The following is a 22,714-nucleotide window of genomic DNA, read 5'->3' on the forward strand; positions in this document are numbered from 1 at the left end:
GCTTCGACGTTGGAGCGGCGGTGGGTGGGGCAGTCCGAGCGTGGGGGAGCGGTCGGGATGCAGGCGGACCGGGATTTGGACGCGGTGGTGGGGTTGTTCGAGGCGGCCGCGGCGTATGTGGATCGGTTGCCGCGGGCGACTATCGAAGGGTTTGTGGAATACCTGGAGCAGCAGGAGATTCCGCAGGATAATGCGCCGGTCACCGATCCGGGTGAGGCGGTGACCATTTGCAGCGCGCACGCGGCGGCGGGGCGGGAGTGGGACACCGTGGCGGTGGCGGCCGTGCAGGAGGGGATCTGGCCGAATCTGCGGCCGCGCGGCACCCTGCTCGGGGTCGAGGATCTGGTGGATCTGCTTGCGGGAGTGGGCGGTTCGGGTGAGAAGGTGAGCCGTGCCGCGCCGCTGTTGGCCGAGGAGCGGCGGCTGCTGTTGGTGGCGTGCAGCCGGGCGCGGCGGTCACTGCTGGTGACGGCCGTCGAATCGGTGACCGGCGACCAGGATCTGGTGCCGTCCCGCTTCCTCGCCGAAATGGACGCCGACGCCGCCGACGGCAATCCGGGCCGGATTCCGCCGCCGGTGGACCCCGGCCGCGCCCTGGCCATGCACGCCCTCATCGCCGAATTGCGTTCCGCCGCCTGCGATCCCGAGACCTCCCCGGAACGCCGGATGCGCGCGGCCCGGCAGCTGGCCCGGCTGGCCCGCGCCGGCGTCCGCGGTGCGCACCCCGACGACTGGTACGGCACCGCCGAGCTGTCGTCCTCGAATCCGTTGTGGGACAGCGTGGACGGCGCGATCTCGCTCTCGCCGTCCACCGTGGACCAGCTCAAGACCTGCCCCCTGCGCTGGGCGCTGGAACGCCACGGCGGCGGCGACGGCGAGAACCCGCACGCCCTCAAGGGCAATCTGGTCCACACCCTGGTGCAAGCCCTGGCCGGGCAGGTCAACGAGGCCCAGGTCAAGCAGGCCCTGGTCAAGGCGTGGAAGAAGATCGACCCGAGCGCCCGCGACGGCGAGAACTGGCATTCCCGCGCGGAATTGCGCCGCACCGAGACCATGGTCGATACCTTCCTGGCCTGGCTGCGCAATACCCGCGACGAGCTCACCGCCATCGGCGTCGAGGTCCCCGTGGACTGCGTGCTGCCCGCCCGCGGCCCCGACGATCTGCCGGTGCGGATCAGCGGCCGGGTCGACCGCGTCGAGCGAGATGCCCTGGGCCGCTTCGTCATCGTCGATGTGAAGACCGGCAAGACCCCCATCTCCAAGCAGGCCGCCGAGGAGCACGCGCAGCTGGCCACCTACCAGGTCGCCGCCGCCGAGGGCGCGCTCGGCGAGGGCGAGCCCGGCGGCGCGCGCCTGGTCTACGTGGCCAAGCCCAACTCCAAAGAGGGCGCGACCCAGCGCATGCAGCCGCCGTTGGACGCCGAGGGCATCGACGCCTGGCGCGGCGTCATCCACGACGCCGCCGACGCCTCCAAAGGCCCCAGCTACCTCGCTATGCGCAATGACGGCTGCCGCCACTGCAAGGTCGCGGGCAGCTGCCCGGTGCAGGACACGGGCCGCCAGGTGACCGACCAGTGAGCGTCACTCCGCGTCAGCTCGCGGATGCGCTGGGCCTGCCGCCGCCGACCGACGAGCAGGCCGCCGTCATCGCCGCCCCCTCCGGCCCCACCCTGGTGGTGGCGGGCGCGGGCGCTGGCAAGACCGAGACCATGGCCGCCCGCGTCGTCTGGATGGTCGCCAACGGCTTGGTCGAACCTGAACAGGTGCTGGGCCTCACCTTCACCCGAAAAGCCGCCCAGCAGTTGACAACCCGCATCCGCACCCGCCTGGCGCGGCTGGCGGGCGCGCCCATCATCCGCGATATCGACCCCACCGGTCGGCTGCGCGGCCTGCTCACCGGCTCCGAACCCGAGATCAGCACCTACCACTCCTACGCGGGCCGCCTGCTCACCGAATACGGCCTGCTCCTCCCTGTCGAACCCACCGCCACCCTGCTCACCCAGACCCAGCTCTGGCAGCTCGCCTACCGCGTCGTCTCCACCTGGGACGGCGACCTCGACACCGACCGCAGCCCCGTCGGCGTCACCGAAGCGGTCCTGGCCCTTTCCGGCCAGCTCGCCGAACACCTGGTGGAACCGCACCAATTGGCCACGGCCCACCTGGAATTGGAGCGCCTCGTCCACACCCTGCCCGCCGGTCCGCGCCAGAAGGGCGGCCCCAAGAAGGCGCTGCTGGACCTGCTCGAGGCCCAGCACGAACGAGTCGCCCTGCTGCCGTTGGTGGAACGCCTGACCGACGAACTGCGCCGCCGCGGCGCCCTCGATTTCGGCGCCCAGATGTCGCTTTCGGCCCGCCTGGCCGCCACCCACCCGGAAGTCGGTGCGGCCGAACGTGATCGCTTCCGGCTGGTTCTGCTCGACGAATACCAGGACACGGGCCACTCGCAGCGAATCCTGCTGTCCTCCTTGTTCGGTGGGGACGATCCCCGTCATTCCGGCGCGGACGATACGGGTGGACGTCGGCGGCTGGCCGTGACGGCGGTCGGCGACCCCATGCAATCCATCTACGGCTGGCGTGGCGCGTCGGCGGCCAACCTGCCGCGCTTCGCGACCGACTTCCCCGCTGCGCCAGGGGTTCCCGCGCCGATCCTGCCGCTGCTCACCAGCTGGCGGAATCCGCCCGAGGCATTGGATCTGGCGAATCTGGTGTCGGATCCACTACGTGAGCGTGCGGCCCGGGGCGGGGGCGTCACGGTGGACGCACTGCGGCCTCGACCCGGCGCGGAGGAGGGAACCGTAGCTTTCGCGCTGACGGAAACTATTGTGGAGGAACGTGATTGGGTCGCCGAACGAATCGCGGCCGAGTGGGAGGACGCCACCGACGACGGCCTGCCGCCACCGACCTCGGCGGTGCTGGTGCGGCGCAATGCCGACGCCGCGCCCCTGGCGGAAGCCTTGCGAGAGCGCGGATTACCCGTGGAGATCGTCGGCCTGGGCGGGCTGCTGCACACCCCCGAGGTCGCCGATATCGTCGCCACCCTCCGGTTGATCGCCGATCCGGCGGCCGGCAGCGCGGCGGTCCGGATTCTGACCGGCGCGCGCTGGCGGATCGGCGTCTCGGATATCGCGGCCCTCTCGCGGCGCGCGCGCGAGCTGTCGATTCGGCGGCCCGCCGGACAGACCGATGCCATCACCGATACCGCCACCCTCGACGAGGCCCTGCGCGAGGTCGCCCCCGAACCCGCCGAGAAGGCCGGTCTCGGCGACGCCATCGCCGATCCCGGTGACGCCGAACAGTATTCGCCCCAGGGCTTCGCCCGCATCACCGCGCTCGGCCAGGAACTGTCGGCCCTGCGGGAACGGTCCGGGCAGCCGCTGGCCGAACTGGTCGCCGATGTGGAACGCACCATCGGCGTGGGCGTGGAGACCCAGGCCCGCCGCGCCCAGTCCGCCGCCGGCCGCGAACATCTCGACGCCTTCGCCGAGGTCGTGGCCGGATACTCCGCCGACCACCGCTCCTCGCTCAACGGCCTGCTCGACTTCCTCGCCGCCGCCGAGGAGGTCGAGAACGGTTTGGAGCCGGGCGAAGTCGAGGTCGCCCACGACCGCGTCCAGGTGCTCACCGTGCACGCCGCCAAGGGCCTGGAATGGGAGGTGGTCGCGGTCCCGCACGTGGTCGACGGCACCTTCCCGTCCGGCACCGGCACCACCACCTGGATGGGCGCGCTCGCCGAACTCCCCACCGCCCTGCGCGGCGACCGGGAACAGGAGGACGCCACCGACGGCGTCCCCGTCCTCGACCTCGAGGACATCTACGACCGCGCCGACCTCGAACGCGCCCTCGACGAACACAAGAAGGCCCTCGCCGCCCGCCGCCTCGACGAGGAACGCCGGCTGTTCTACGTCGCGCTCACCCGCACCGAGCGCGCGCTGTTCGTCTCCGCCCATCACTGGTCGGAGACCGGCTCGAAACCCAAGGGCCCCTCCGCTTTTCTGCTCGAGCTCAAACACGCGACCGAGGCCCCGGGCTCGGCGCTGTCGCGAACCGTCCGCATCGACCGCTGGGACGATCCGCCCCTGCCCGACACACCCAACCCCTTCACCGACAACCCACAGACCGCCACCTGGCCCCGCGATCCCCTCGGCTCCCGCCGCGAATTCGTCGAGGAGGGTGTGGAACTGGTCAAGGCCGCGCTCACCGCGCTGCGCGCCGAATCCCGGCCCCAGCAGACCGAACTCGACTTCGGACCCGAATTCGGCCTCCCCACAACCGATCCCGAGCCCGTCGAGGACGACGACCCCGAAGGCTGGGCAGAGGACGTCGACGCCCTCATCGCCGAACACCTCGCCGCCGAACAAGCCGTCCGCGAGGTCGAGCTCCCCGGCCAGCTCGCCGCCACCTCCCTGGTCGACCTGCGCGCCGATCCCGCGAAACTGGCCGCGCGCCTGCGCCGTCCGCTGCCCTACCCGCCCAGCCCCTACACCCGCCGCGGCACCGCCTTCCACGCCTGGCTGCAGCGCTGGTTCGGCGGCGCGCGCCTGCTCGGCTTCGAGGAACTGCCCGGCGCGGCCGATGTCACCGACACCGACGCCGACCTGCTGCGCCTGCAGGAGGCCTTCCTCGCCTCCCCGTGGGCCGACCGCAACCCGGTCGAGGTGGAGATCTCCTTCGAAACCACGCTCGCGGGCACGGTGATCCGCGGCCGCATGGACGCCGTCTTCCGCCGCCCCGACGGCACCTGGGTGGTCGTGGACTGGAAGACCGGCTCCGAACCCCAACGCGCGGAAGAGGATTCGGTCGCCATCCAGCTCGCCGTCTACCGCCTGGCCTGGGCCCGGCTGGAGGCCGCCCGCACCGGACGCCCCGAGGAGGAACTGCTGGCCAATACCGTGGCCGCGTTCCACTACGTCCGCACCGGCCGCACCATCGCCCCCGAACACCTGCCCGGCCCAACCGAACTCGCGGCCATCATCACCGCCGCCGCACCCCACCGCGCGCCGCCGCTCCCACCCCGCCAGCCTCCGGCCGAGGAGCCCGACGACGACGATCCGGGCCCGCCCGAGCCCACCGATGTCGAAATGCTGCGTCCCCCGTCGGAGTTCGACGTCCCGCTCGATTTCGACTTCGAACCGCCCCCGGATCCGGAATCACTGCCCCCGGACGCCGGGTGGTAGTTCGCTCTTCCTTTCTCCAATGCAGCGACGCGCCCCCGGCGAAACCGCCGCGGGCCGCCGCGCCCGGTACGCTCCGGACCTGTGCCGCAGCTAGAAGTCTCCGCAAGGTCCGGTGATTCGCGTGTTCGGTGACTCGTCGCGCGGTCTGGGCAACCTGACCGATCGCCCCGACTTCGCGCTGGTCGGCATCCTGCGGGTCCCGACCGCGCAGTCCAGCCCGTGGTATTCGCTGCTCCGGCGTCTGACCCTGGCGGTGTTGCTGCTGGTCGCGGCCACCGTCATCGTCTACATCGGCCGCGACGGCTACCACGACAACGCGCGCGACGAGATGGGCCTGCTGGATGCCGCGTACTACGCCACGGTGTCGCTGTCCACCACCGGCTACGGCGACATCACACCGGTCACGCCCACCGCGCGGCTCATCAATATTCTCGTCGTCACGCCGCTGCGGATCCTGTTCCTCATCGTGTTGGTCGGCACCACCCTGTCGGTGCTGACCGAACGGTCCCGGCAGGCGTTCAAGATTCAGCGATGGAGGCACACCGTGCGTAATCACACCGTGGTCGTCGGCTACGGCACCAAGGGCCGCACCGCCGTGGACGCCATGCTGGCCGACGGCGTCCAGGCCAATGACATCGTCGTGGTCGACACCGACCCGCAGGTCCTGGAATTCGCCGCCAATGCCGGACTGGTCACCGTCCACGGTTCGGCCACCAAGTCGGATGTGTTGCGGCTGGCCGGAGTTCAGCATGCCTCCGCCGTCGTGGTCGCCGCCAACCGCGACGACACCGCGGTGCTGGTCACCCTCACCGCGCGTGAAATCAACCCGAAGGCAAAGATTTCCGCCGCCGTGCGCGAGGCCGAGAACACCCACCTGCTGCGGCAGTCCGGCGCGGACTCGGTGGTCGTCTCCTCCGAGACCGCGGGCCGCCTGCTCGGCATCGCCACCACCACCCCCGCCGTGGTGGACATGATCGAGGACCTGCTCACCCCCGAGGCCGGCTTCGCCATCGCCGAACGCGACGTGGAGACCGAGGAGGTCGGCGGCTCCCCGCGCCACCTGCGCGACATCGTGCTCGGCGTGGTCCGCGACGGTCGGCTCATCCGGGTCGGCGAACCCGAGACCGACGCGCTGGAGAGCAGCGACAAGCTGCTCTATCTGCGCCGCGTCTCAGCCGGATAGGCCGGTCCGACTAGTCTCGAAGCCGTGTCAGGTTTTCAGCTGAATGCGGTTCCGCTGCTGTCCCGTTCCACTCTCGACCGCGCGGAACACCTGCGCGCCGACGAGCAGGCCCTCAAAGAAGGCTGGGCGCAGGCGAAACTCCTCCGAATGAACAAGCGCGGCCAGGTCCGCATCGACGGCGGAACCGTGGTGCTGGAACCGGCCACCACCCTCGCCGCCGAACCGGCCGCCGACGCCGTCTTCCTGGGCGTGGACGGCGGCACCCACCTGTGGGCGGTGCGCGACAACACCATTGAGGGTGAGCTCGCGGACCTGCGCGCCTACGGCGTCACCCTGCAGCCCGACGACTTCAGCACCGGACTGCTCGCCACCGCCATCGCCCTGCTGAACTGGCACGGCAAGGCCCGCTACAGCTCCGCCGACGGCACCGCCACCGTCTCCACCAACGGCGGCTGGTCGCGCACCAGCGAGGCCGGGCACGAGGAATTCCCGCGCACCGATCCGGCCGTCATCTGCCTCATCACCGACGAGAGCGGCGACCGCGTGCTGCTCGGCCGCCAGAACTCCTGGCCGGAGGGGCTGTTCTCGCTGCTGGCCGGATTCGTGGAGGCGGGGGAGTCCCTCGAACGCTGCGTGGAACGCGAGGTCAAGGAGGAGGTCGGCGTCGACGTCCGCGAGATCCGCTACCTGGGCAGCCAGCCCTGGCCGTTCCCGCGCTCGCTCATGCTCGGCTTCACCGCCGTCGCGGATCCGGAGCAGCCCTTGACCTTCCACGACGGGGAGATCGTCGAGGCGTACTGGTTCACGCGCGACGAGGTGCGCGAGGCGCTGGCCGCGGGCGCGTGGGGGCGCGACAACACCGAGACGCTGCAGACCACCGACCGGAAACTGCTGCTGCCGGGGTCGATTTCGATCGCCCGGACGATCGTCGAATCCTGGGCCGCGGCGGAGTAGGCACCGGACACAGCGTGAAGCCGCACACCCCTCGGTGTGCGGCTTCATCCATATGTACGGTGCTCAGCCGATGGCGGCGAGAGCTTCCTTGACCTGAGCCAGGCTCGGATTGGTGGCTGTCGAGCCGTCCCGGTACTTGATCGTCGGCACCACATGGTTGCCGTTGTTCACGCTGCCGACGAACTCGGCGGCCTCTGGATGGTCTTCGATGTCGATCACCTCGTAGGTGATCCCGGCCTCGTCGAGCTGGGTCTTCAGGCGACGGCAGTAGCCGCACCAGGTCGTCGAGTACATGGTCAGGTCGGTTGCAGTCACGAGTCGTGCAACATACTCCGAGCTGATCGTGTTCCCCTCGCCGGGGCGCTGTGAGCGGATCGATGATCGGGTGTTGACGGGTAGATAGTAAGCGCGCATACTAATTGCATGACGTTCATCGCTGAAGCCTCCGCCGCCTCGACCGCCGCTCCCGCCGCCTTCTTCGCCAAGTGGGCCGACATGGCCACCTGGCCGGAATGGAATCAGGACACCGAATGGGTGGTCCTGGACGGCCCGTTCGTCCAGGGCGCCACCGGGACCCTCAAGCCCAAGGGCGGTCCCAAGACCAAGTTCGTCGTCACCAAGCTCACCGACTCCGAATTCATCGACACGTCCAAGCTGCTCGGCGCGCGGCTGATCTTCGCCCACAAGGTGGTCGTGGAAGATGGTCTGACCACTGTGTCCGTCCGCATCACCATGGAGGGTCCGCTGCGCGGGCTCTGGAACAAGATCCTGGGCGGCGATCTCGCCAAGTCCGTGCAGACCGATGTCGACGCGCTGGTCGCGGCCGCCGAGGCGGTGCTGGTATGACCACCAGATATTGGCTCGGTGTCGTCTCCCGCGATCATGTCCGCCGCGGCGTGGAACTCGGCTTCGCGCAAGCCAATCACGGCAAGCGCGCCGCCGTGGAGCGCATGAGCCCCGGCGACGGGCTCGTCTACTACTCGCCCCGCACCGGCATGCGCGAGGGCGAACCGATCAAATCCTTCACCGCCCTGGGCACCATCGCCGAAGGCCCGGCCTGGCAGGTCGAAGAGGAGGGCGGCTGCTTCCGCCCGTGGCGGCGCGCGGTCGACTACGACCCCGACGCCCGCCAGGTCCCGATCGACGACCTGCGCACCGAACTCGACCTGACCAGCGTCCCCAACTGGGGAATCGTGCTGCGGCGCGGCCTGATCGAACTGACCGCCCATGATTTCGAGCTCATCTCGCGCGCTATGGTCGGCCGGTGACGAATGGCGGACTGCACACCGAATTCGAGCACGCCGACGAAAGCCCCGGCCTCTTGCTCTGGCAGGTGACCAACCGCTGGCAGGCCGCCCAGCGCGCGGCCCTCGCCCCCTTCGACCTCACCCACGTCCAATTCGTCCTGCTCGCCTCCCTGACCTGGCTCACCGGCCGGTCGGGCGGCGATCCGGTCACCCAGCGCGACATCGCCGATCAGGCCGCCACCGATCCCATGATGACCTCCCAGGTCCTGCGCACCCTGGAGCAGAAGGGCCTCCTGGAACGCCGCGACCACCCCACCGACAAGCGCGCGAAGTCCCTGATCCCCACCGAATCCGGTGTGGCCCTGGTGAATCGGGCCATCGGCGCGGTCGAAGCCTGCGACCGCGACTTCTTCTCGCCACTCGGCGACGTTGGCCCCCGCTTCACCGCCGCCCTGCGCCAACTCCGCGACCGAGGCTAGCCAACTCCGCGAACGCGACCAGCCCGCCTCCGCGACGCGGCTAACTCCGCACCGGGCGATCCGGCCCGGAACCGTTGCGCCACTTGCCCGCTGCCCAGGTCTCCCACAGCAGTGGCCAGACCACCAGGGCAGCGACCGCGCAGACCAGCGGCAGGGCGGTGAGGTGGGTGGCGAACGCGCCGAGGGCCACCGCGAGCACCGTGCAGGGGAGGGGCCAGGCCAGGACCCAGCGCCATCCGGCCCTGCTGCGGACACCGCTGATCCCCACCACCGCGAAATACGCTGCGGCGCCGCCGCACAGCGCCCAGCCGATGCCGGTGGTGAGGTGGCCGTGGGCGTGATCCATGGCCAGGCCCAGGCCCGCCGCGAGGGTCGCGATGCCGCCCGTCATGCCGCAGTGGGTGAGCATGATGCGTTGCCACGGTTGGTCTTCCGCGGCGACGGTGTCGACCATCATCCGGGGGATGAAGCCGTAGAGGAGGGTCAGCGCCCACAGACCGGCCAGGATGACGAAGGCGGCGAAGGCGAGGATCAGCACCCCGGCATTCCACTGGACGCCGCCGAGCGCGGTGATGATCGCGATGACGCCCTCGCCGAGCACGATGATCACGTAGAGCCCGAGGCGTTCGCCCAGATGGGCCGGATCGGCGTGCACCGCTTCCATATCCCGGATCCTGCCCGGATCGAAGCGTTCGGGGTCGAAGCGCGGGCTCTCCTGGACGCGGCGAATCCTGGCCCGCAGCCGTTCGCGCCCCTCGGCCAGCATCCGCTCGCCGCTGATCGCGAACATGACGTACAGATCCAGCGCCAGGCCCACCGCCCACAGCCAGTACTTGCCGGGCTCACCCACCCACAGCGAGATCACCCACGGCCACACACCGATGGTCAGCTGCATCGACGGCCAGTCGACCACGAACCGGCCGCGGCCGAAGAGATGTTCGGAGCCGAGCCGGACCAGCACGTAGACGGCCGCGAAGGTGGTGGCGTGCCGCTCCGGGATGCCGGGCACCGCGGCGGCCATCAGGCCGAGCCCCAGCATGGCCGCGAGGATCAATGGAATGCGCGCGTTGTCGCGGGCGATATTGCCGTACAGCGTGATGCACGCCCACACCATCCAAAAGGCCAGGTAGAGCGCCACATACAGGGCGAAGTCGCCCAGCGATGGGCCGCGGTGCAGCAGGTGGGTCAGCTGGCCGATGCCCGCGACCGCGACCAGGTCGAAGAACAGCTCGATCCAACTCGCGTGCCGCTCATGTGTCTCGGTTGACGCGTCGCCGCCGGTGTCGGGTGTTCCGGCCTTGCCGGTCTCTGGTGTCTCAGCGCCGCCGGTCCCAGGTGTCTCATTGACCACATCCGCACGCTAACCGGACCGCCCGGCATCTGCCCGGTTTCCGTGCCGCCACGCCGAGGGCCGCCGCACCTGTCGGAGGGCACTGTCATGATGGAGCGCGTGACTGCCGCGACCACCCAGGCCCAGCTCCGGCTCGACGACCTCGATGCCGAGCAGGCCGCGGCCGTGCGCGCCCCCCGGGGACCGGTGTGCGTGCTGGCCGGCGCGGGAACGGGCAAGACCCGCACCATCACCCACCGCATCGCGCATCTGGTCTCGGCCGGGCACGTGCGCGCCGACCAGGTGCTGTCGGTGACGTTCACCGCCCGCGCGGCGGGGGAGCTGCGGAATCGGTTGCGCGCCTTGGGTTTGAGCGGTGAGGCCGGTCAGGTGCAGGCCCGCACCTTCCACGCCGCCGCGCTCCGGCAGCTCAAGTACTTCTGGCCCCAGGTCGTCGGCGATGTGCCGTGGCGGCTCATCGACGGCAAGTTCCCCATCGTGGCCCAGGCCGCGGGCCGGGCCGGACTGCCCACCGACACCGACAGCCTGCGCGATCTGATCAGCGAGATCGAATGGGCCAAGGGCTCGCTCATCGCGCCGGAGGACTACGCGGGCGAGGTCGGCCGCCGCCATCGCGACGTGCCGTTCGAGGCCAAGAAGGTCTCCGCCGTCTACACCTACTACGAGGCGCTCAAGACCACACCCGACGGTCTGCTGCTCGACTTCGACGATCTGCTGCTGCACACCGCCGCCGCGCTCGAGGACTACACCTCGGTCGCCGAGGAGTTCCGCGGCCGCTACCGCTGCTTCGTGGTGGACGAATACCAGGACGTCACCCCGCTGCAGCAGCGGGTGCTCGACGCCTGGCTGGGCGATCGCGACGATCTGACCGTGGTCGGCGACGCCAACCAGACCATCTACTCCTTCACCGGGGCCAGTCCTTCCTATCTGCTCGACTTCTCGCGCCGCTTCCCGGACGCGACCGTGGTCCGCCTGGAACGGGACTATCGCTCCACACCGCAGGTGGTGTCGCTGGCCAACCGGGTGATCGGAGCGGCCCGCGGCCGCATCGCGGGTACCCGGCTACAACTCATCGGCCAGCGGCCGGACGGACCCGAACCGACCTTCGCCGAATTCGACGACGAGCCCGCCGAGGCCGCCGCCGTCGCCAAGGCGGTCGCCAAGCTGCTCGGAAATGGTGTTCCCGCTTCCGAGATCGCGATCCTCTACCGCATCAACGCCCAGTCGGAGGTCTACGAGCAGGCGTTGACCGAGGCGGGCATCGCCTACCAGGTGCGCGGCGGCGAGGGCTTCTTCAACCGGCCCGAGGTGCGGCAGGCGGTCTCGACGCTGCGCCAGACCGCCAACCGTGAGGACCTGCCCGACGCCCGCGGCGAGAAACTGGTCACCCTGGTCCGCGCGGCGCTGGCCGGGATCGGGCTCACCAAGGAAGAGCCGGTCGGTGTGCAGGCCCGCGAACGCTGGTCCTCGTTCATGGCCCTGGTTCAGCTGACCGAGGAACTCGCCGAGCACGAGCCCGAACTCGACCTGACCGGCCTGCTGCGCGAGCTGGCCGCCCGCGCCGAGGCCCGGCACCCACCGACCGTGCAGGGCATCACCCTGGCCTCGCTGCACGCGGCCAAGGGCCTGGAATGGGATGCGGTGTTCCTGGTCGGCCTGGCCGACGGCACCATGCCCATTCAGCACGTACTCGGCCCGGACGCAACGGTTTCCGACGAGGCCGCGCTGGAGGAGGAACGCCGCCTACTCTACGTCGGCGTCACTCGCGCGCGCGAACACCTCCAGTTGTCCTGGGCGCTGGCCCGTTCCGCGGGCGGGCGCAAGGTGCGCCGCCGGTCCCGGTTCCTCATCGGCCTGGTCCCCGACGATTCCCCGGCCTCGCGCATCGCGACCCACACCACCGACCGCCGCCCCGGCCCCAAGCGCGTGCACCCGACCTGCCGCGTCTGCGGCCGCCCGCTGCTGAACACCCAGGCCACCATGCTCGGCCGCTGCTCGCGCTGCCCGGCCGACATCGACCCGGAACTGCTCGTGGCCCTGCAGGAATGGCGTCGCGAGAAGGCCGACGAACTGAAGCTGCCCCATTTTGTGGTGTTCAGCGATACGACCTTGACAGCCATCGCCGAACAGCGGCCCGCCGACGACAAGGCACTGGTGTCGATCCCGGGTATCGGGGCCAAGAAGCTGCAGACATACGGGGCGGATGTGCTCGCGATCGTGCGCTCACGGCTCCGGGACGCCTAGTAGTACCCACCTTTTTCTCGGTTCGTGCCTCGCTGCCGAAGGCAGCGAGGCACGAGAGCTTCGAGAGGTGTAGTGAGCAAGCCCCCAAAACAGCAGGTCAAAAATAAGTTGTGCGCATCCGTACGACTACCTAGTGTGGTTCACATGCACCGGGGAAGAACCCGCGCGCTTTAGACAACTGATCGCATACGAGTGAAGGAGGGAGGCAGACCAATGAACGGCATCGTGAACAGCATTGCGACCGGCAGCATCGCCGGGCGTTTCGCGTGCGCACCTGTCATGTCCCTGGCGTCCGCCTCCCGGGGGATCCTCGCGTTGCAGGGGATTCGTGTGTCCGGCGTGAACGGCGATCTTGGTCTTCAGGTCTTTGCAAGCAAAGCCCAAGCGGACAAGCAGATCGTGATCAAGCAGGACAAGCCCAAGGGTGACTGGCAGCCGGCAGCCGCATATGCGGCCGTCGAGTTCGTCGCCGATCCGACCGGAACCGAGCGTCCGGTCCATCTGACGGCAGTCCGCCCCAACACCACCGACCCAGCGACCGTGATCAGGAGTCGACACCGAAGTCGACTCAGGTAGGGAACCACTCCCAGACCTCCTGGCCACGGATCGCGAAAAGCGCGAATACCGTGGCCAATGTTTTTTCGGCCCACAGCCACCGGCACCGGTCTTCGCGAACACACCGAACGACCGATAGCACGAGCTGAAGGAGCCCGACGTGTCTACCACCACGGTCATCCGTGAACGAGTGACATGCCGCAACACCGTGGCCAACACGACCGCCCGCACCCGCCGGACGGTCGCCCTCTCCATCCCCTGCCGAGTCGGCAACCCGGACCTGTGGTTCGCCGAGTCCCCCGCCCAGCTGGAAGAGGCGAAGACGCTGTGCGCGTCCTGCCCCATCCGTCAGGGCTGCCTGGCTGCGGCGCTGGATCGCGCTGAGCCCTGGGGTGTCTGGGGTGGCGAGATCTTCGACCAGGGTGTCGTGATCGCCCGCAAGCGCCCCCGTGGGCGTCCGCGCAAGGTCGCGGTGGCATGACCGCCCCGGCTTCCGGGGGAGTTGAACGCATACGACCCGCTTACCGTGTGGTAAGCGGGTCGTTTTGCGCTGGAACGCTTTTCAAACGCGCCAAGCGAGCTGTCGGGGTGTCAGCTTGCGGCGCTGAGGGTTTCGGTGTAGCCGGGGACCCAGTCCTTCATGAGTTTCATGAAGGGGATTTCGGCGTCGAGTTGGGCGCAGATGCCTACGGAGCCGCCGAGGACGCGGAAGATCATGACGTGTTCGGCCGGGAGTTGGAGGGAGCGGGCGGTTTTCATCATCTCCGAGTTGGAGATGTCGGTGGCCTTGCCCGCCACGCGCTGCATCCAGCGGCGGGTGAAGTGGAAGGTCTCGGTCTTGATGGGGTCGGTGAAGGGACGCAGGTAGGCCTGGATCTCCTCGATGCTGACCGTCTTGCCGGGGATGACCCAGCCGTTGTCGTGCAGCAGCGCGGTCAGCTCGTCGTAGCGTTCCTCGACCTCGAGCGCCACCATCTGCCCCAGGATCTTGGGGAAGCCGTTGGGCAGGGGCGCGCAGGCGCCGTAGTCGATGACGGCGAGGCGGCCGTCCTCGAGCACCATGAAGTTGCCCGGATGCGGATCGGCGTGCAGCAGACCCGCGATAGCCGGTGAGCTGAAATGGAATTCGCCCATCAGCGCGGCGACCCGGTTGCGCAGCTCGAGCGTGCCCTCGGGATCCTCCATACCGCGCTGGATGATCTTGGAGACCGGGGTGGCGTTGTCCAGCCACTCGGTGACGATCACCTTCGGAGCGCTGGCCACCACCTTGGGCACCAGGAACCGCGGATGCCCGTCGAAGGCCTTGGCGAACTGGCGCTGGTGCCCGCCCTCGATGCGGTAGTCCAGCTCCTCCTCGGTGCGCTCGCTGATCTCGGCCAGGATCGGCTTGACGTCGGCGCCCGGAATCAGCGCGCTCATCATGCCCGCCATCCGGTTGAGCGTCTTGAGATCGGCGCGCAGCGCCTCGTCCGCACCCGGGTACTGCACCTTCACCGCGACCACGCGGCCGTCGGACCAGATGGCCTTGTGCACCTGGCCGATGCTGGCCGAGGCGGTCGGCTTGTCGTCGAACTCCCGGAAGCGTTGCCGCCAACCGGTTCCCAGCTGCTGATCCAGCTGCCGGTGCACGGCCGCGGCGGGCATCGGGGGCGCGGCGGCCTGCAGTTTGGTGAGCGCCTCGCGATAGTGCTCGCCGAACTCCTCCGGTACGGCGGCCTCCATCACCGACAGCGCCTGGCCGAACTTCATGGCCCCGCCCTTGAGCTCACCGAGCACCGCGAACAGCTGTTCGGCGGCCTTCTGGTTCAGCTCGGCGTTGATCTCCTGCTTGTCTCCCCCGGCAAGTTTGCGGCCGAAACCCACGGCCGCCCGCCCTGCGATGCCGAGTGGAATCTTGGCCAGCTTGGCATTGCGGGAAGAGCGCTTGCTCACAATCTCTGACACGTTCCCATCATGCCGATGTCCCAGACGGTGCGCCATGGGAATCGGGTGTTTGTTCGGGTCGCGAACGATAGTGGTTTCCGTCACAGTCGCCCGCCTGCGCCGCAACCGCAGCCGGAATGGGCGGGCCACGTGCGCCGATCCAGGTGCGGAACATCGGGATCCAACTCCAGCGTGGCGTTCAGCGTCGCCGGTGGCCGCGCGGCCCGGCCGAAGCACACCGTCTCGATTTCGTTGAGCGCCAAGGCCGCCGTCATCGCGATGCCCGCCGGGGAGGCGCAGCCGACCCGCCCCAGCAACTGCGCGGCCAGCTGCGGCCAGTCCGGCTCGTGGTCGGTGCGGTGCAGATCCGCGCAGCGCAGACAACTGGTTTCGCCGGGCAGCACCAGTGGGCCGACAATCCCGCGCCCGTCGCGAACCCGCACCTGCAGATGGGGAACGCACCGGCGCATGAGCTCCGCGACCAGCCCCGGATCGGGGACCAGCGCGTCACAGAGCACCAGCAGATCGGGCCGGTCGGCTTCGAAGCTAGCCCCGAGGCCCTCACCGTAGCGGTCGTGTGAATGCCCGGCCCGCAACCCGATTCGCCGCACCCCCGCCAGCACCGCGTCCGCCAGCGGCCCGCGCCCGTGAATCCGCACACTGCGCAATCGAGACCGCGGCTCGTCCCGGGCGAGCAGATCGGCCGCCGCCAACTCCTCCAGCAAGGCCCGGGCCGTCTCGATCCCGAACCCCAATTCCCGCGCCTGCCAGAGAAACTCGGTCTCGGTGCGGGACCCGTCCAGCAGCCGCAGCAGCGCGGGCACCGCCTCGACCGGCCCGGGCGGCCGCACGATCACCGCCGCCTCCGGATTCCAACCGAGCTGCACGGCGCCATTCGGCCGCAGCAGCACGGTGATTCGGGGATGCAGCAGGGGTCCGCGCGTCGCGGTCGAGGTCGTCATGCCTCCAGCGTGCGCGCCCCCGGATACGCGAAAACCCGCGAAAACGCTTGACCATCAGCGCTTTCGCGGGTTATCCACAACCTCTATTTCGAGTCTTCCCCGTCGGATTCCTCGCCCTTGGCTTCCTTCTCCGCGCGCTCGCGCGCCTCCGTCTCGGCCAGTTGCGCCAGCGGATCGTCGAAGGCGCTCGCCTCACCGCCGCCCAGCACCGAATCGATGAAGCCCGCGGGCGAATCCAGATCCGAGGAGTCGGGCAGCAGGTCCGGGTGCGCCCAGACGCCGTCGCGCTTCTCCAGCCCGGCATCGGTGGTCAGCCGCCGCCACAGCGCCGCGGCCTCGCGCACCTTGCGCGGCCGCAGCTCCAGCCCGACCAGGGTGGCGAAGGTCTGTTCGGCCGGACCGCCGGTGGCGCGCCGCCGCCGCAGCGTCTCGGCCAGTGCGCCCGCACCGGGCAGCCGATCGCCGACGGCGTCGGTGACCACGGTCTCCACCCAGCCCTCGATCAGGGCCAGCAGCGTCTCCAGCCGTTCCAGCGCGGCCTTCTGCTCGGGCGTGGTCTGCGGCTCGAAAGTGCCCTGCGAGAGCAGCTCTTCCAGCTTCGACGGATCCTGCGCGAGGGTCATCGGATCCAGGCCCGCCGCGGCCTGCTCGATGGCCGAGAAGTCCATCTTGATGCCGCGCGCGTAATCCTCCACCGCGCCCAGCACCTGCTGGCGCAGCCACGGCACGTGCGCGAACAGCCGCTGATGGGCGGCCTCGCGCGCGGCCAGGTAGACCAGGATCTCGCTCTCGGGCTGCTCGAGCCCGGCGCTGAATTCGGAGATGGCCGCCGGCATCAGCGCCGCGGTCCCGTCCGGGCCCAGCGGCAGGCCGATATCGGTGGAGGTCAGCACCTCCTTGGCGAGCTGGCCCAGGGCCTGACCCAGCTGCGAGCCGAAGGCGAGTCCGCCCATCTGGCCGAGCATCCCGAACATCGGGGCCGCGAACTCCTTGGCCTCGGCCGGGAGGGTGGCGGTCCACATGCCCGAAACCTGTTCGGCCACCGGATCACACAGCCGCTTCCAGGTGGGCAGCGTCTCCTCGATCCAGTCGTTGGCCGTCCACGCGACGGTCTTCGAGGCGCCCGCCGGGAAGGTGGTGGCCGCGTCCAGCCACAGTTCCGCCAGATGCGCGGCGTCGTTCACCGCGCTCTGCGAGCCGGAGGACACGGGTGCCACGGTGGCGCCCAGCTGCTGTCGCGCCAACCGCTTGGCGATGTCGTAATTGACCGGTCCGCTCTGTGCGCCCGGCTGGCCCATGCCCGAGAACATGGCGCCCAGCTGGGTCAGCATCTGACCGAGTTGCGAGGGATCGAATCCGCCGCCGCCCTGACCCCCGATGGGGAATCCGAACGGGTTGTTCGCACCAGGACCGCCCGACTGGTCCCCGGGCTTGCGCTCCGGATCGTCATCGCGGTTCGAGAATCCGAACGGGAAATCACTCATAGCTACTACGGTACTGGAGCCGCGGACCACGCGAACCGCCGAGCGGAGCGCGGCAATGGCCTTGATGACCAGTACCCTTGGCCGCGTGAACCGCCGCATTGTCACCCTGTTGGCCGCCCTGGTCCCGATTCTGGTGCTGGGAATCGTGGGCAGTGTCGTCACCGTCCCGTTCGTGGCGCTCGGACCTGGCCCGACCTTCAATACGCTGGGCGAAGTCGAGGGCAAACAGGTGGTCGAGGTGCAGGGCGTGGATGTGAAACCCACCTCCGGCAACCTGAATATGACGACGGTGTCCGTTCGCGACAAGCTGAATATCTTCGAGGCGCTCGGGCTGTGGGTCGACGGTCAGCACGGTTTGGTGCCGCGCGCGGAGGTCTATCCGCCGGGACAATCGCGTGACGATGTAGACAAATCCAATCAGCAGCAGTTCAAGGATTCCGAGGATTCCGCCGAATTGGCGGCCCTGAATTACCTGAAGCTGCCGACCGCGGTGCAGCTGGCGAATGTGTCCGACGACGGGCCCGCCAAGGATGTCCTGCGCAAGGGCGACGAGCTGGTCAGCGTCGACGGCAAGACCATCACCACCGCCAAAGACGTTGTCGCCGCGGTCTCCTCGGTCAAGCCCGGCACTGCGGTGAAGGTGGTGTTCCGCCGCGACGGCGTCGAGCAGACCGCCGAGATCACCCTGGCCGCGCGCCCCGACGACGCCAACAAGGGCTACCTCGGCATCACCCCCGACGAGGTCTCCAAGGGCCCGATCAAGGTCGATTTCAACCTCGGCGAGATCGGCGGCCCCTCGGCCGGGCTCATGTTCACCCTCGCCCTGATCGACAAGCTCACCACCGGCGACCTGTCCGGCGGCAAGTTCGTCGCGGGCACCGGCACCATCGACCCGGACGGCAAGGTGGGCCCGATCGGCGGCATCCAGTACAAGATGATCGCCGCCCGCGAGGCCGGCGCGGTCACCTTCATGGTCCCCGCCGCCAACTGCAACGAGGCCGCCCAGCGCACCCCCGACGGCCTGCGCCTGGTCAAGGTCGAAAACCTCTCCGGCGCAGTCCAATCCCTCGAGGACATCAACGCGGGTAAGGACGTCCCCAGCTGCGGCTAGAAGTCGTCGGGGTCGTTCTCGAGGGTGTGGCGCAGGGCCTCGACCAGATTCGGGGCTAGGTTGGGGGCGGTGCGGAGTTCGAGGTCGCCGAACGGGTCCTCCTCGTCCTCGGCGGGGCGAATCTGCAGCAGCGACAGGGAGGTTCCGTCGCGCAGCACGCCGACGAACAGGCGCGCGTCGCGGCGTTCGGCGTGGGTGAGGGCGGCGCGGCGGCCGGCCTGGTCGGCGGCCTCGCGGTCGGCCAGCAGGGGAGCGATGGCCTCGTCGAGGGCGTGCTCGGCGTCCGGCGGCAGCACCACGATCTGCTGGACCAGCACGCAACCCTCCACCGAGGGCGGCCAGCTGGTGGTGGCCAGGAATTCGTCCAGCGCCATGGCGTCGGCCTCCCCGGCGATGTCCTCCGGGAACGGTTCCTGCGCAATGGGAGTCAGCGCGTCGGCCTCGTCGAGCTGATCCAGCAGCGCGGGTTCGGCGGCGACCAGGTCCGCCGTCGGGACCAGCGCGAACATCTGCGGCGGGCGGTCCCAGCCCTCGCCGTCGACATACTCCGCGACCTCCCGAATACACCGGTACAGGGCCGACGCCGCCCACTGCTCTGGATTCACCCCGCAATCCTCGCATCGCCGCGCGGCCGCCCGGATCGCGGGTCGAGGGGGTTGCGCCGTGAGCGAAAGCCCGGTCGGCGATGACGCATCGGCACCCGCGTTCACCAGCGTGATCAGGCTCTTCCCTCCTCTCGGTGGCGACCGCACGCCATGCCCGACATGTCCGGATACAGACTGCCCGGCAGGTGTCGGGCCGCCGGACGGGCGTTTTACGTAGAGTGGGGCGCGAACGGTCCCCCGGGACCAACTCGAATCATCGGACTGCGGCGCTCCGGACCGGCACATCGGCCTGGCGCGCCGCCGGACCCTGGGAGAGTGGCATCGTGGGCATGCGCCCCCCGACCGGCTTACCTTCGCTGTCCCGACGCAGCCGCATTCTGCTCGTCACGGCACTGGTGCTGGCCGCCCTGTTACTGGTCGGGCCCCGGCTCACCGACGCCTACACGAACTGGCTGTGGTTCGGGGAGGTGGGATTCCGCAACGTCTTCACCACCGTGCTGATCACCCGGATCCTGCTGTTCCTGGTGGTCACCATCGTGGTGGCGCTGATCATCTGGGCGGCGCTGCTGCTGGCCTACCGGTCGCGGCCGGTATTCGTGCCCGCCAGCGGCCCCGGCGATCCCATCGCCCGCTACCGCACCACGGTGATGAGCCGGCTCAAGCTGTTCGGCATCGGCATCCCGGTGCTGATCGGCGCGCTGTCGGGCCTGGTCGCGCAGTCGAGCTGGGTGACGGTGCAGCTGTTCCTGCACGGCGGCTCGTTCGGGCAGCAGGATCCGCAGTTCCACCTGGACATCGGCTTCTACGCCTTCGACCTGCCGTTCTACCGCATGGTGCTGAACTGGCTGTTCGTGGCCGTGGTGATCGCGTTCTTCGCGAACCTGGTGGCGCACTACGTGTTCGGCGGCCTGCGGCTGTCCGGCCGCGAGGGCGCGCTGAGCACCTCGGCGCGCGTGCAGCTGGCCGTGATCGCGGGAATCTTCGTGCTGCTCAAGGCCGTCGCGTACTGGTTCGACCGCTACGCGCTGCTGTCGAGCACCCGTAAGGACCCGACCTTCTCCGGCGGTTCCTACACCGATATCAACGCGGTGCTGCCGGCCAAGCTGATCCTGCTGTCCATCGCGGTCATCTGCGCGGTCGCCTTCTTCGCCGGAGTCGTGCTGCGCGACTTGCGGATTCCGGCCATGGCGGCGGCGCTGCTGGTGCTGTCCTCGGTGCTGGTGGGCGCGGTGTGGCCGCTGCTGGTGGAGCAGTTCTCGGTGAAGCCGAACGCGGCCACCAAGGAGAGCGCCTACATCCAGCGCAATATCGAGGCCACCCGGCAGGCGTACGGAATCACCTCGGACAAGGTCGAATACGTCGACTACAAGAACGGCGGCCAGGTGTCGCCGCAGCAGTCGCAGGCCGATCAGCAGACCATCGGCAATGTGCGCCTGCTGGATCCGAGCCTGCTGTCGGCCACCTTCGTCCAGCGCAATCAGCTGCCGAACATCTACGGCTTCCCGGAGTCGCTGTCGATCGACCGCTACACCCTGCCCAACGGTCAGACCAACGACTTCGTGGTGGCCGCGGCGGAGCTGCAGCCCTCGAGCCTCACCGAGAACCAGAAGGACTGGATCAACCGGCACACCGTGTACACGCACGGCAACGGCTTCTACGCCTCGCCGGCCAACAAGGTGAACGCCGCGCCGCCGAACGACCCCAACCAGGCGCAGCAGTCCGCGGGCGGCGACGCCAACGGCGGCTACGGCTACCCGGTCTTCAACGTGCCCGGCCCGAACGGCACCGACCTGAAGACTGTCAGCAACCTCGGCACCGATGAGGCCCGCGAGGCGATTCCGGTCTCGCAGCCGCGCATCTACTACGGCCCGCTGATCTCCAAGACCGATGCCGACTACGCCATCGTCGGCGCGAACAACCAGCCGCCGCGCGAGTACGACACGAACGACTCGCAGTACACCTACACCGGTGCGGGCGGCGTGAAGATCGGCAACTGGTTCAACCGGCTGGCCTTCGCGGCGAAGTACGCCGAGCGCAACATCCTGTTCTCGGGCGCCATCGGATCCGATTCGAAGATCATCTTCAATCGCAATCCGCGCGACCGCGTCACCCAGGTCGCCCCGTGGCTGACCGCCGACGGCGACGCCTACCCGGCGGTGGTCAACGGCCGCATCCTGTGGATCGTCGACGCGTACACCACGCTCGACAACTACCCGTACGCGCAGAAGACCCCGCTCGACGGCGCGGTCGAGGACAGCATCGACCAGACCACGGGGCGTCTACTACCGCGCAAGGAAGTCTCCTACATGCGGAACTCGGTGAAGGCCACCGTCGATGCCTACGACGGCACCGTGACGCTGTACCAGGTGGACAAGACCGATCCCGTGCTGAAGGCGTGGAGCTCGGTCTTCCCGGGCACGGTGAAGCCGGAAGAGGACATCACCAAGGAGCTGCGCGCGCACTTCCGTTATCCCGAGGACCTTTTCAAGGTGCAGCGGGAGATGCTGGCGAAGTACCACGTGGACGATCCGCGAGAGTTCTTCACCAACAACGCCTTCTGGTCGGTGCCCAACGACCCGACCCAGGAGGGCGCGGCCGCGAGCGCCCATCAACCGCCGTACTACGTGCTGATCGGCGATCCGAAGACGGGCAAGGCGCAGTTCAACCTGACCAGCGTCATGGTCGGATACAAGCGGAACTATCTGTCCGCCTACATCCAGGCGCATTCGGACCCGGACAACTACGGCAAGCTGACGGTCCTGCGATTGCAGGACTCCACGACGCAGGGTCCCGGAACGATCCACAACCAGATGACCAGCAACGGCTCGGTCGCCACCTTCCGAACCCTGTTGACCGGCACCAACGGCAACAAGCTCAAATACGGCAACCTGTTGACCCTGCCGGTCGCCAACGGCGGCATCCTCTATGTCGAGCCGTGGTACCTGGAACGGGCGGCCTCCGCGAACGCGCCGACCTACGCGCAGTTGGTGAAGGTGCTGGTCAGCTATAACGACAAGATCGGTTACGGCTCGACCGTCAAGGAGGCGCTGGCCAGTATCGGCGCCTCGGACCTGGCCAATGCCGCGATCGATGTGCCGGGCCAGACGGTGACGCCACCGGCTCAGGGCGGCACCACCACGACACCGCCGCCGACCCCGGCGCCGCCCGCGCCCACCGGATCCACCGGTAAGGACGCGGCCGTCAAGCAGCTCGACGAGGCCCTGAAGGCGGTCCAGGACGCGCAGAAGTCCGGGGATCTGGGCCAGCTGGGCAAGGCGCTGGAACAGCTGCAGAACGCGGTGAACAACTACCAGAAGCCGGGCGGCTAACCGTCCCGCTAGCCGGAAAGGCGCTGTCATCCCTTGGATGACAGCGCCTTTCGCGTTTTCGGGCGTATCTGATGGAGGAAACCCTGGGCTGGTGACGCAATGTGTGGAGGCTT

18 protein-coding genes are annotated in these 22,714 nt (G+C 69.0%); 12 read left to right on the forward strand and 6 right to left on the reverse strand.

Annotated features, from left to right (window positions below; all coding sequences use genetic code 11):
- From ACAM49_RS24995 to nudC, 4 genes are all read left to right on the forward strand, one after another.
- Positions 1-1,578: PD-(D/E)XK nuclease family protein (locus ACAM49_RS24995; protein WP_369637999.1), on the forward strand; the 1,578-nt coding region annotated here is incomplete at its 5' end.
- Positions 1,575-5,174 (forward strand): ATP-dependent helicase, encoded by a 3,600-nt coding sequence (locus ACAM49_RS25000; RefSeq protein WP_369638000.1) that lies wholly within the window; start codon positions 1,575-1,577, stop codon positions 5,172-5,174. The genes ACAM49_RS24995 and ACAM49_RS25000, both read left to right, overlap by 4 nt.
- A gap of 121 nt (positions 5,175-5,295) precedes the next feature.
- Entirely contained in the window at positions 5,296-6,357 is a 1,062-nt protein-coding gene (locus tag ACAM49_RS25005; RefSeq protein WP_369638001.1) for a TrkA family potassium uptake protein, read from the forward strand.
- 24 nt (positions 6,358-6,381) lie between these two features.
- The gene (gene nudC / locus ACAM49_RS25010) at positions 6,382-7,311 is read left to right on the forward strand and encodes an NAD(+) diphosphatase (RefSeq protein WP_369638002.1); all 930 of its coding nucleotides are present in this window, start codon (positions 6,382-6,384) and stop codon (positions 7,309-7,311) included.
- Between the two features lie 63 nt (positions 7,312-7,374).
- On the opposite strand, the gene ACAM49_RS25015 is transcribed toward nudC, so the two are convergent.
- Positions 7,375-7,626: a mycoredoxin gene (locus ACAM49_RS25015; RefSeq protein WP_369638003.1), complete on the reverse strand. Its 252-nt coding sequence runs from the start codon at positions 7,624-7,626 to the stop codon at positions 7,375-7,377.
- Between the two features lie 108 nt (positions 7,627-7,734).
- Here ACAM49_RS25015 and ACAM49_RS25020 point away from each other — a divergent pair, with 108 nt between their 5' ends.
- Genes ACAM49_RS25020 through ACAM49_RS25030 form a run of 3 tightly spaced genes read left to right on the forward strand, consistent with a single transcriptional unit; the run spans position 7,735 to position 9,037 of the window.
- The gene (locus tag ACAM49_RS25020) at positions 7,735-8,157 is read left to right on the forward strand and encodes a hypothetical protein (protein WP_369638004.1); all 423 of its coding nucleotides are present in this window, start codon (positions 7,735-7,737) and stop codon (positions 8,155-8,157) included.
- Positions 8,154-8,579: an EVE domain-containing protein gene (locus ACAM49_RS25025; RefSeq protein WP_369638005.1), complete on the forward strand. Its 426-nt coding sequence runs from the start codon at positions 8,154-8,156 to the stop codon at positions 8,577-8,579. The genes ACAM49_RS25020 and ACAM49_RS25025 overlap by 4 nt, the downstream gene beginning before the upstream one ends.
- Positions 8,576-9,037 (forward strand): MarR family winged helix-turn-helix transcriptional regulator, encoded by a 462-nt coding sequence (locus tag ACAM49_RS25030; RefSeq protein ID WP_369638006.1) that lies wholly within the window; start codon positions 8,576-8,578, stop codon positions 9,035-9,037. The genes ACAM49_RS25025 and ACAM49_RS25030 overlap by 4 nt, the downstream gene beginning before the upstream one ends.
- Positions 9,038-9,077: 40 nt before the next feature.
- On the opposite strand, the gene ACAM49_RS25035 is transcribed toward ACAM49_RS25030, so the two are convergent.
- The gene (locus tag ACAM49_RS25035) at positions 9,078-10,388 is read right to left on the reverse strand and encodes a low temperature requirement protein A (RefSeq protein ID WP_369638007.1); all 1,311 of its coding nucleotides are present in this window, start codon (positions 10,386-10,388) and stop codon (positions 9,078-9,080) included.
- A 90-nt stretch (positions 10,389-10,478) separates the two neighbouring features.
- On the opposite strand from ACAM49_RS25035, the gene ACAM49_RS25040 reads away from it, so the two are divergent.
- The 3 genes from ACAM49_RS25040 (at position 10,479) to ACAM49_RS25050 (ending at position 13,668) form a co-directional block, all read left to right on the forward strand.
- On the forward strand, positions 10,479-12,632 hold the full coding sequence (locus tag ACAM49_RS25040) for an ATP-dependent DNA helicase UvrD2 (protein WP_369638008.1): 2,154 nt from the start codon (positions 10,479-10,481) through the stop codon (positions 12,630-12,632).
- A 213-nt stretch (positions 12,633-12,845) separates the two neighbouring features.
- The gene (locus tag ACAM49_RS25045) at positions 12,846-13,208 is read left to right on the forward strand and encodes a hypothetical protein (protein WP_369638009.1); all 363 of its coding nucleotides are present in this window, start codon (positions 12,846-12,848) and stop codon (positions 13,206-13,208) included.
- Between the two features lie 187 nt (positions 13,209-13,395).
- A complete protein-coding gene (locus tag ACAM49_RS25050; protein ID WP_369638022.1) occupies positions 13,396-13,668 on the forward strand; it encodes a WhiB family transcriptional regulator in 273 nt (90 codons plus the stop codon).
- Between the two features lie 110 nt (positions 13,669-13,778).
- Here ACAM49_RS25050 and ACAM49_RS25055 read toward each other — a convergent pair whose 3' ends face one another.
- From ACAM49_RS25055 to ACAM49_RS25065, 3 genes are all read right to left on the reverse strand, one after another.
- Entirely contained in the window at positions 13,779-15,167 is a 1,389-nt protein-coding gene (locus tag ACAM49_RS25055) for an ABC1 kinase family protein (protein ID WP_369638010.1), read from the reverse strand.
- 44 nt (positions 15,168-15,211) lie between these two features.
- Complete coding sequence (locus ACAM49_RS25060) at positions 15,212-16,072, reverse strand: hypothetical protein (protein ID WP_369638011.1); 861 nt, start codon at positions 16,070-16,072, stop codon at positions 15,212-15,214.
- Positions 16,073-16,155: 83 nt separating this feature from the next.
- Complete coding sequence (locus tag ACAM49_RS25065) at positions 16,156-17,556, reverse strand: zinc-dependent metalloprotease (protein ID WP_369638012.1); 1,401 nt, start codon at positions 17,554-17,556, stop codon at positions 16,156-16,158.
- 85 nt (positions 17,557-17,641) lie between these two features.
- Here ACAM49_RS25065 and ACAM49_RS25070 point away from each other — a divergent pair, with 85 nt between their 5' ends.
- Positions 17,642-18,667: a PDZ domain-containing protein gene (locus ACAM49_RS25070; RefSeq protein WP_369638013.1), complete on the forward strand. Its 1,026-nt coding sequence runs from the start codon at positions 17,642-17,644 to the stop codon at positions 18,665-18,667.
- On the opposite strand, the gene ACAM49_RS25075 is transcribed toward ACAM49_RS25070, so the two are convergent.
- Positions 18,664-19,272, reverse strand: coding sequence for a PPA1309 family protein (locus ACAM49_RS25075; protein ID WP_369638014.1), 609 nt, complete (start codon positions 19,270-19,272; stop codon positions 18,664-18,666). The two genes, ACAM49_RS25070 and ACAM49_RS25075, sit on opposite strands and share 4 nt — an antisense overlap.
- Before the next feature lie 323 nt (positions 19,273-19,595).
- On the opposite strand from ACAM49_RS25075, the gene ACAM49_RS25080 reads away from it, so the two are divergent.
- Positions 19,596-22,601: a UPF0182 family protein gene (locus ACAM49_RS25080; protein ID WP_369638015.1), complete on the forward strand. Its 3,006-nt coding sequence runs from the start codon at positions 19,596-19,598 to the stop codon at positions 22,599-22,601.
- Positions 22,602-22,714: the final 113 nt, after the last annotated feature.

Origin of the sequence: Nocardia sp. JMUB6875 (assembly GCF_041154655.1) — a bacterium.
Classification (GTDB): domain Bacteria; phylum Actinomycetota; class Actinomycetes; order Mycobacteriales; family Mycobacteriaceae; genus Nocardia.

Coding starts and splice junctions, on each gene's coding strand:
- ACAM49_RS25020 (WP_369638004.1), top strand. CDS start 7,735: ATGACGTTCATCGCTGAAGCCTCCGCCGCCTCGACCGCCGCTCCCGCC.
- ACAM49_RS25045 (WP_369638009.1), top strand. CDS start 12,846: ATGAACGGCATCGTGAACAGCATTGCGACCGGCAGCATCGCCGGGCGT.
- ACAM49_RS25055 (WP_369638010.1), bottom strand. CDS start 15,167: ATGGCGCACCGTCTGGGACATCGGCATGATGGGAACGTGTCAGAGATT.
- ACAM49_RS25025 (WP_369638005.1), top strand. CDS start 8,154: ATGACCACCAGATATTGGCTCGGTGTCGTCTCCCGCGATCATGTCCGC.
- ACAM49_RS25040 (WP_369638008.1), top strand. CDS start 10,479: ATGGAGCGCGTGACTGCCGCGACCACCCAGGCCCAGCTCCGGCTCGAC.
- ACAM49_RS25065 (WP_369638012.1), bottom strand. CDS start 17,556: ATGAGTGATTTCCCGTTCGGATTCTCGAACCGCGATGACGATCCGGAG.
- ACAM49_RS25060 (WP_369638011.1), bottom strand. CDS start 16,072: ATGACGACCTCGACCGCGACGCGCGGACCCCTGCTGCATCCCCGAATC.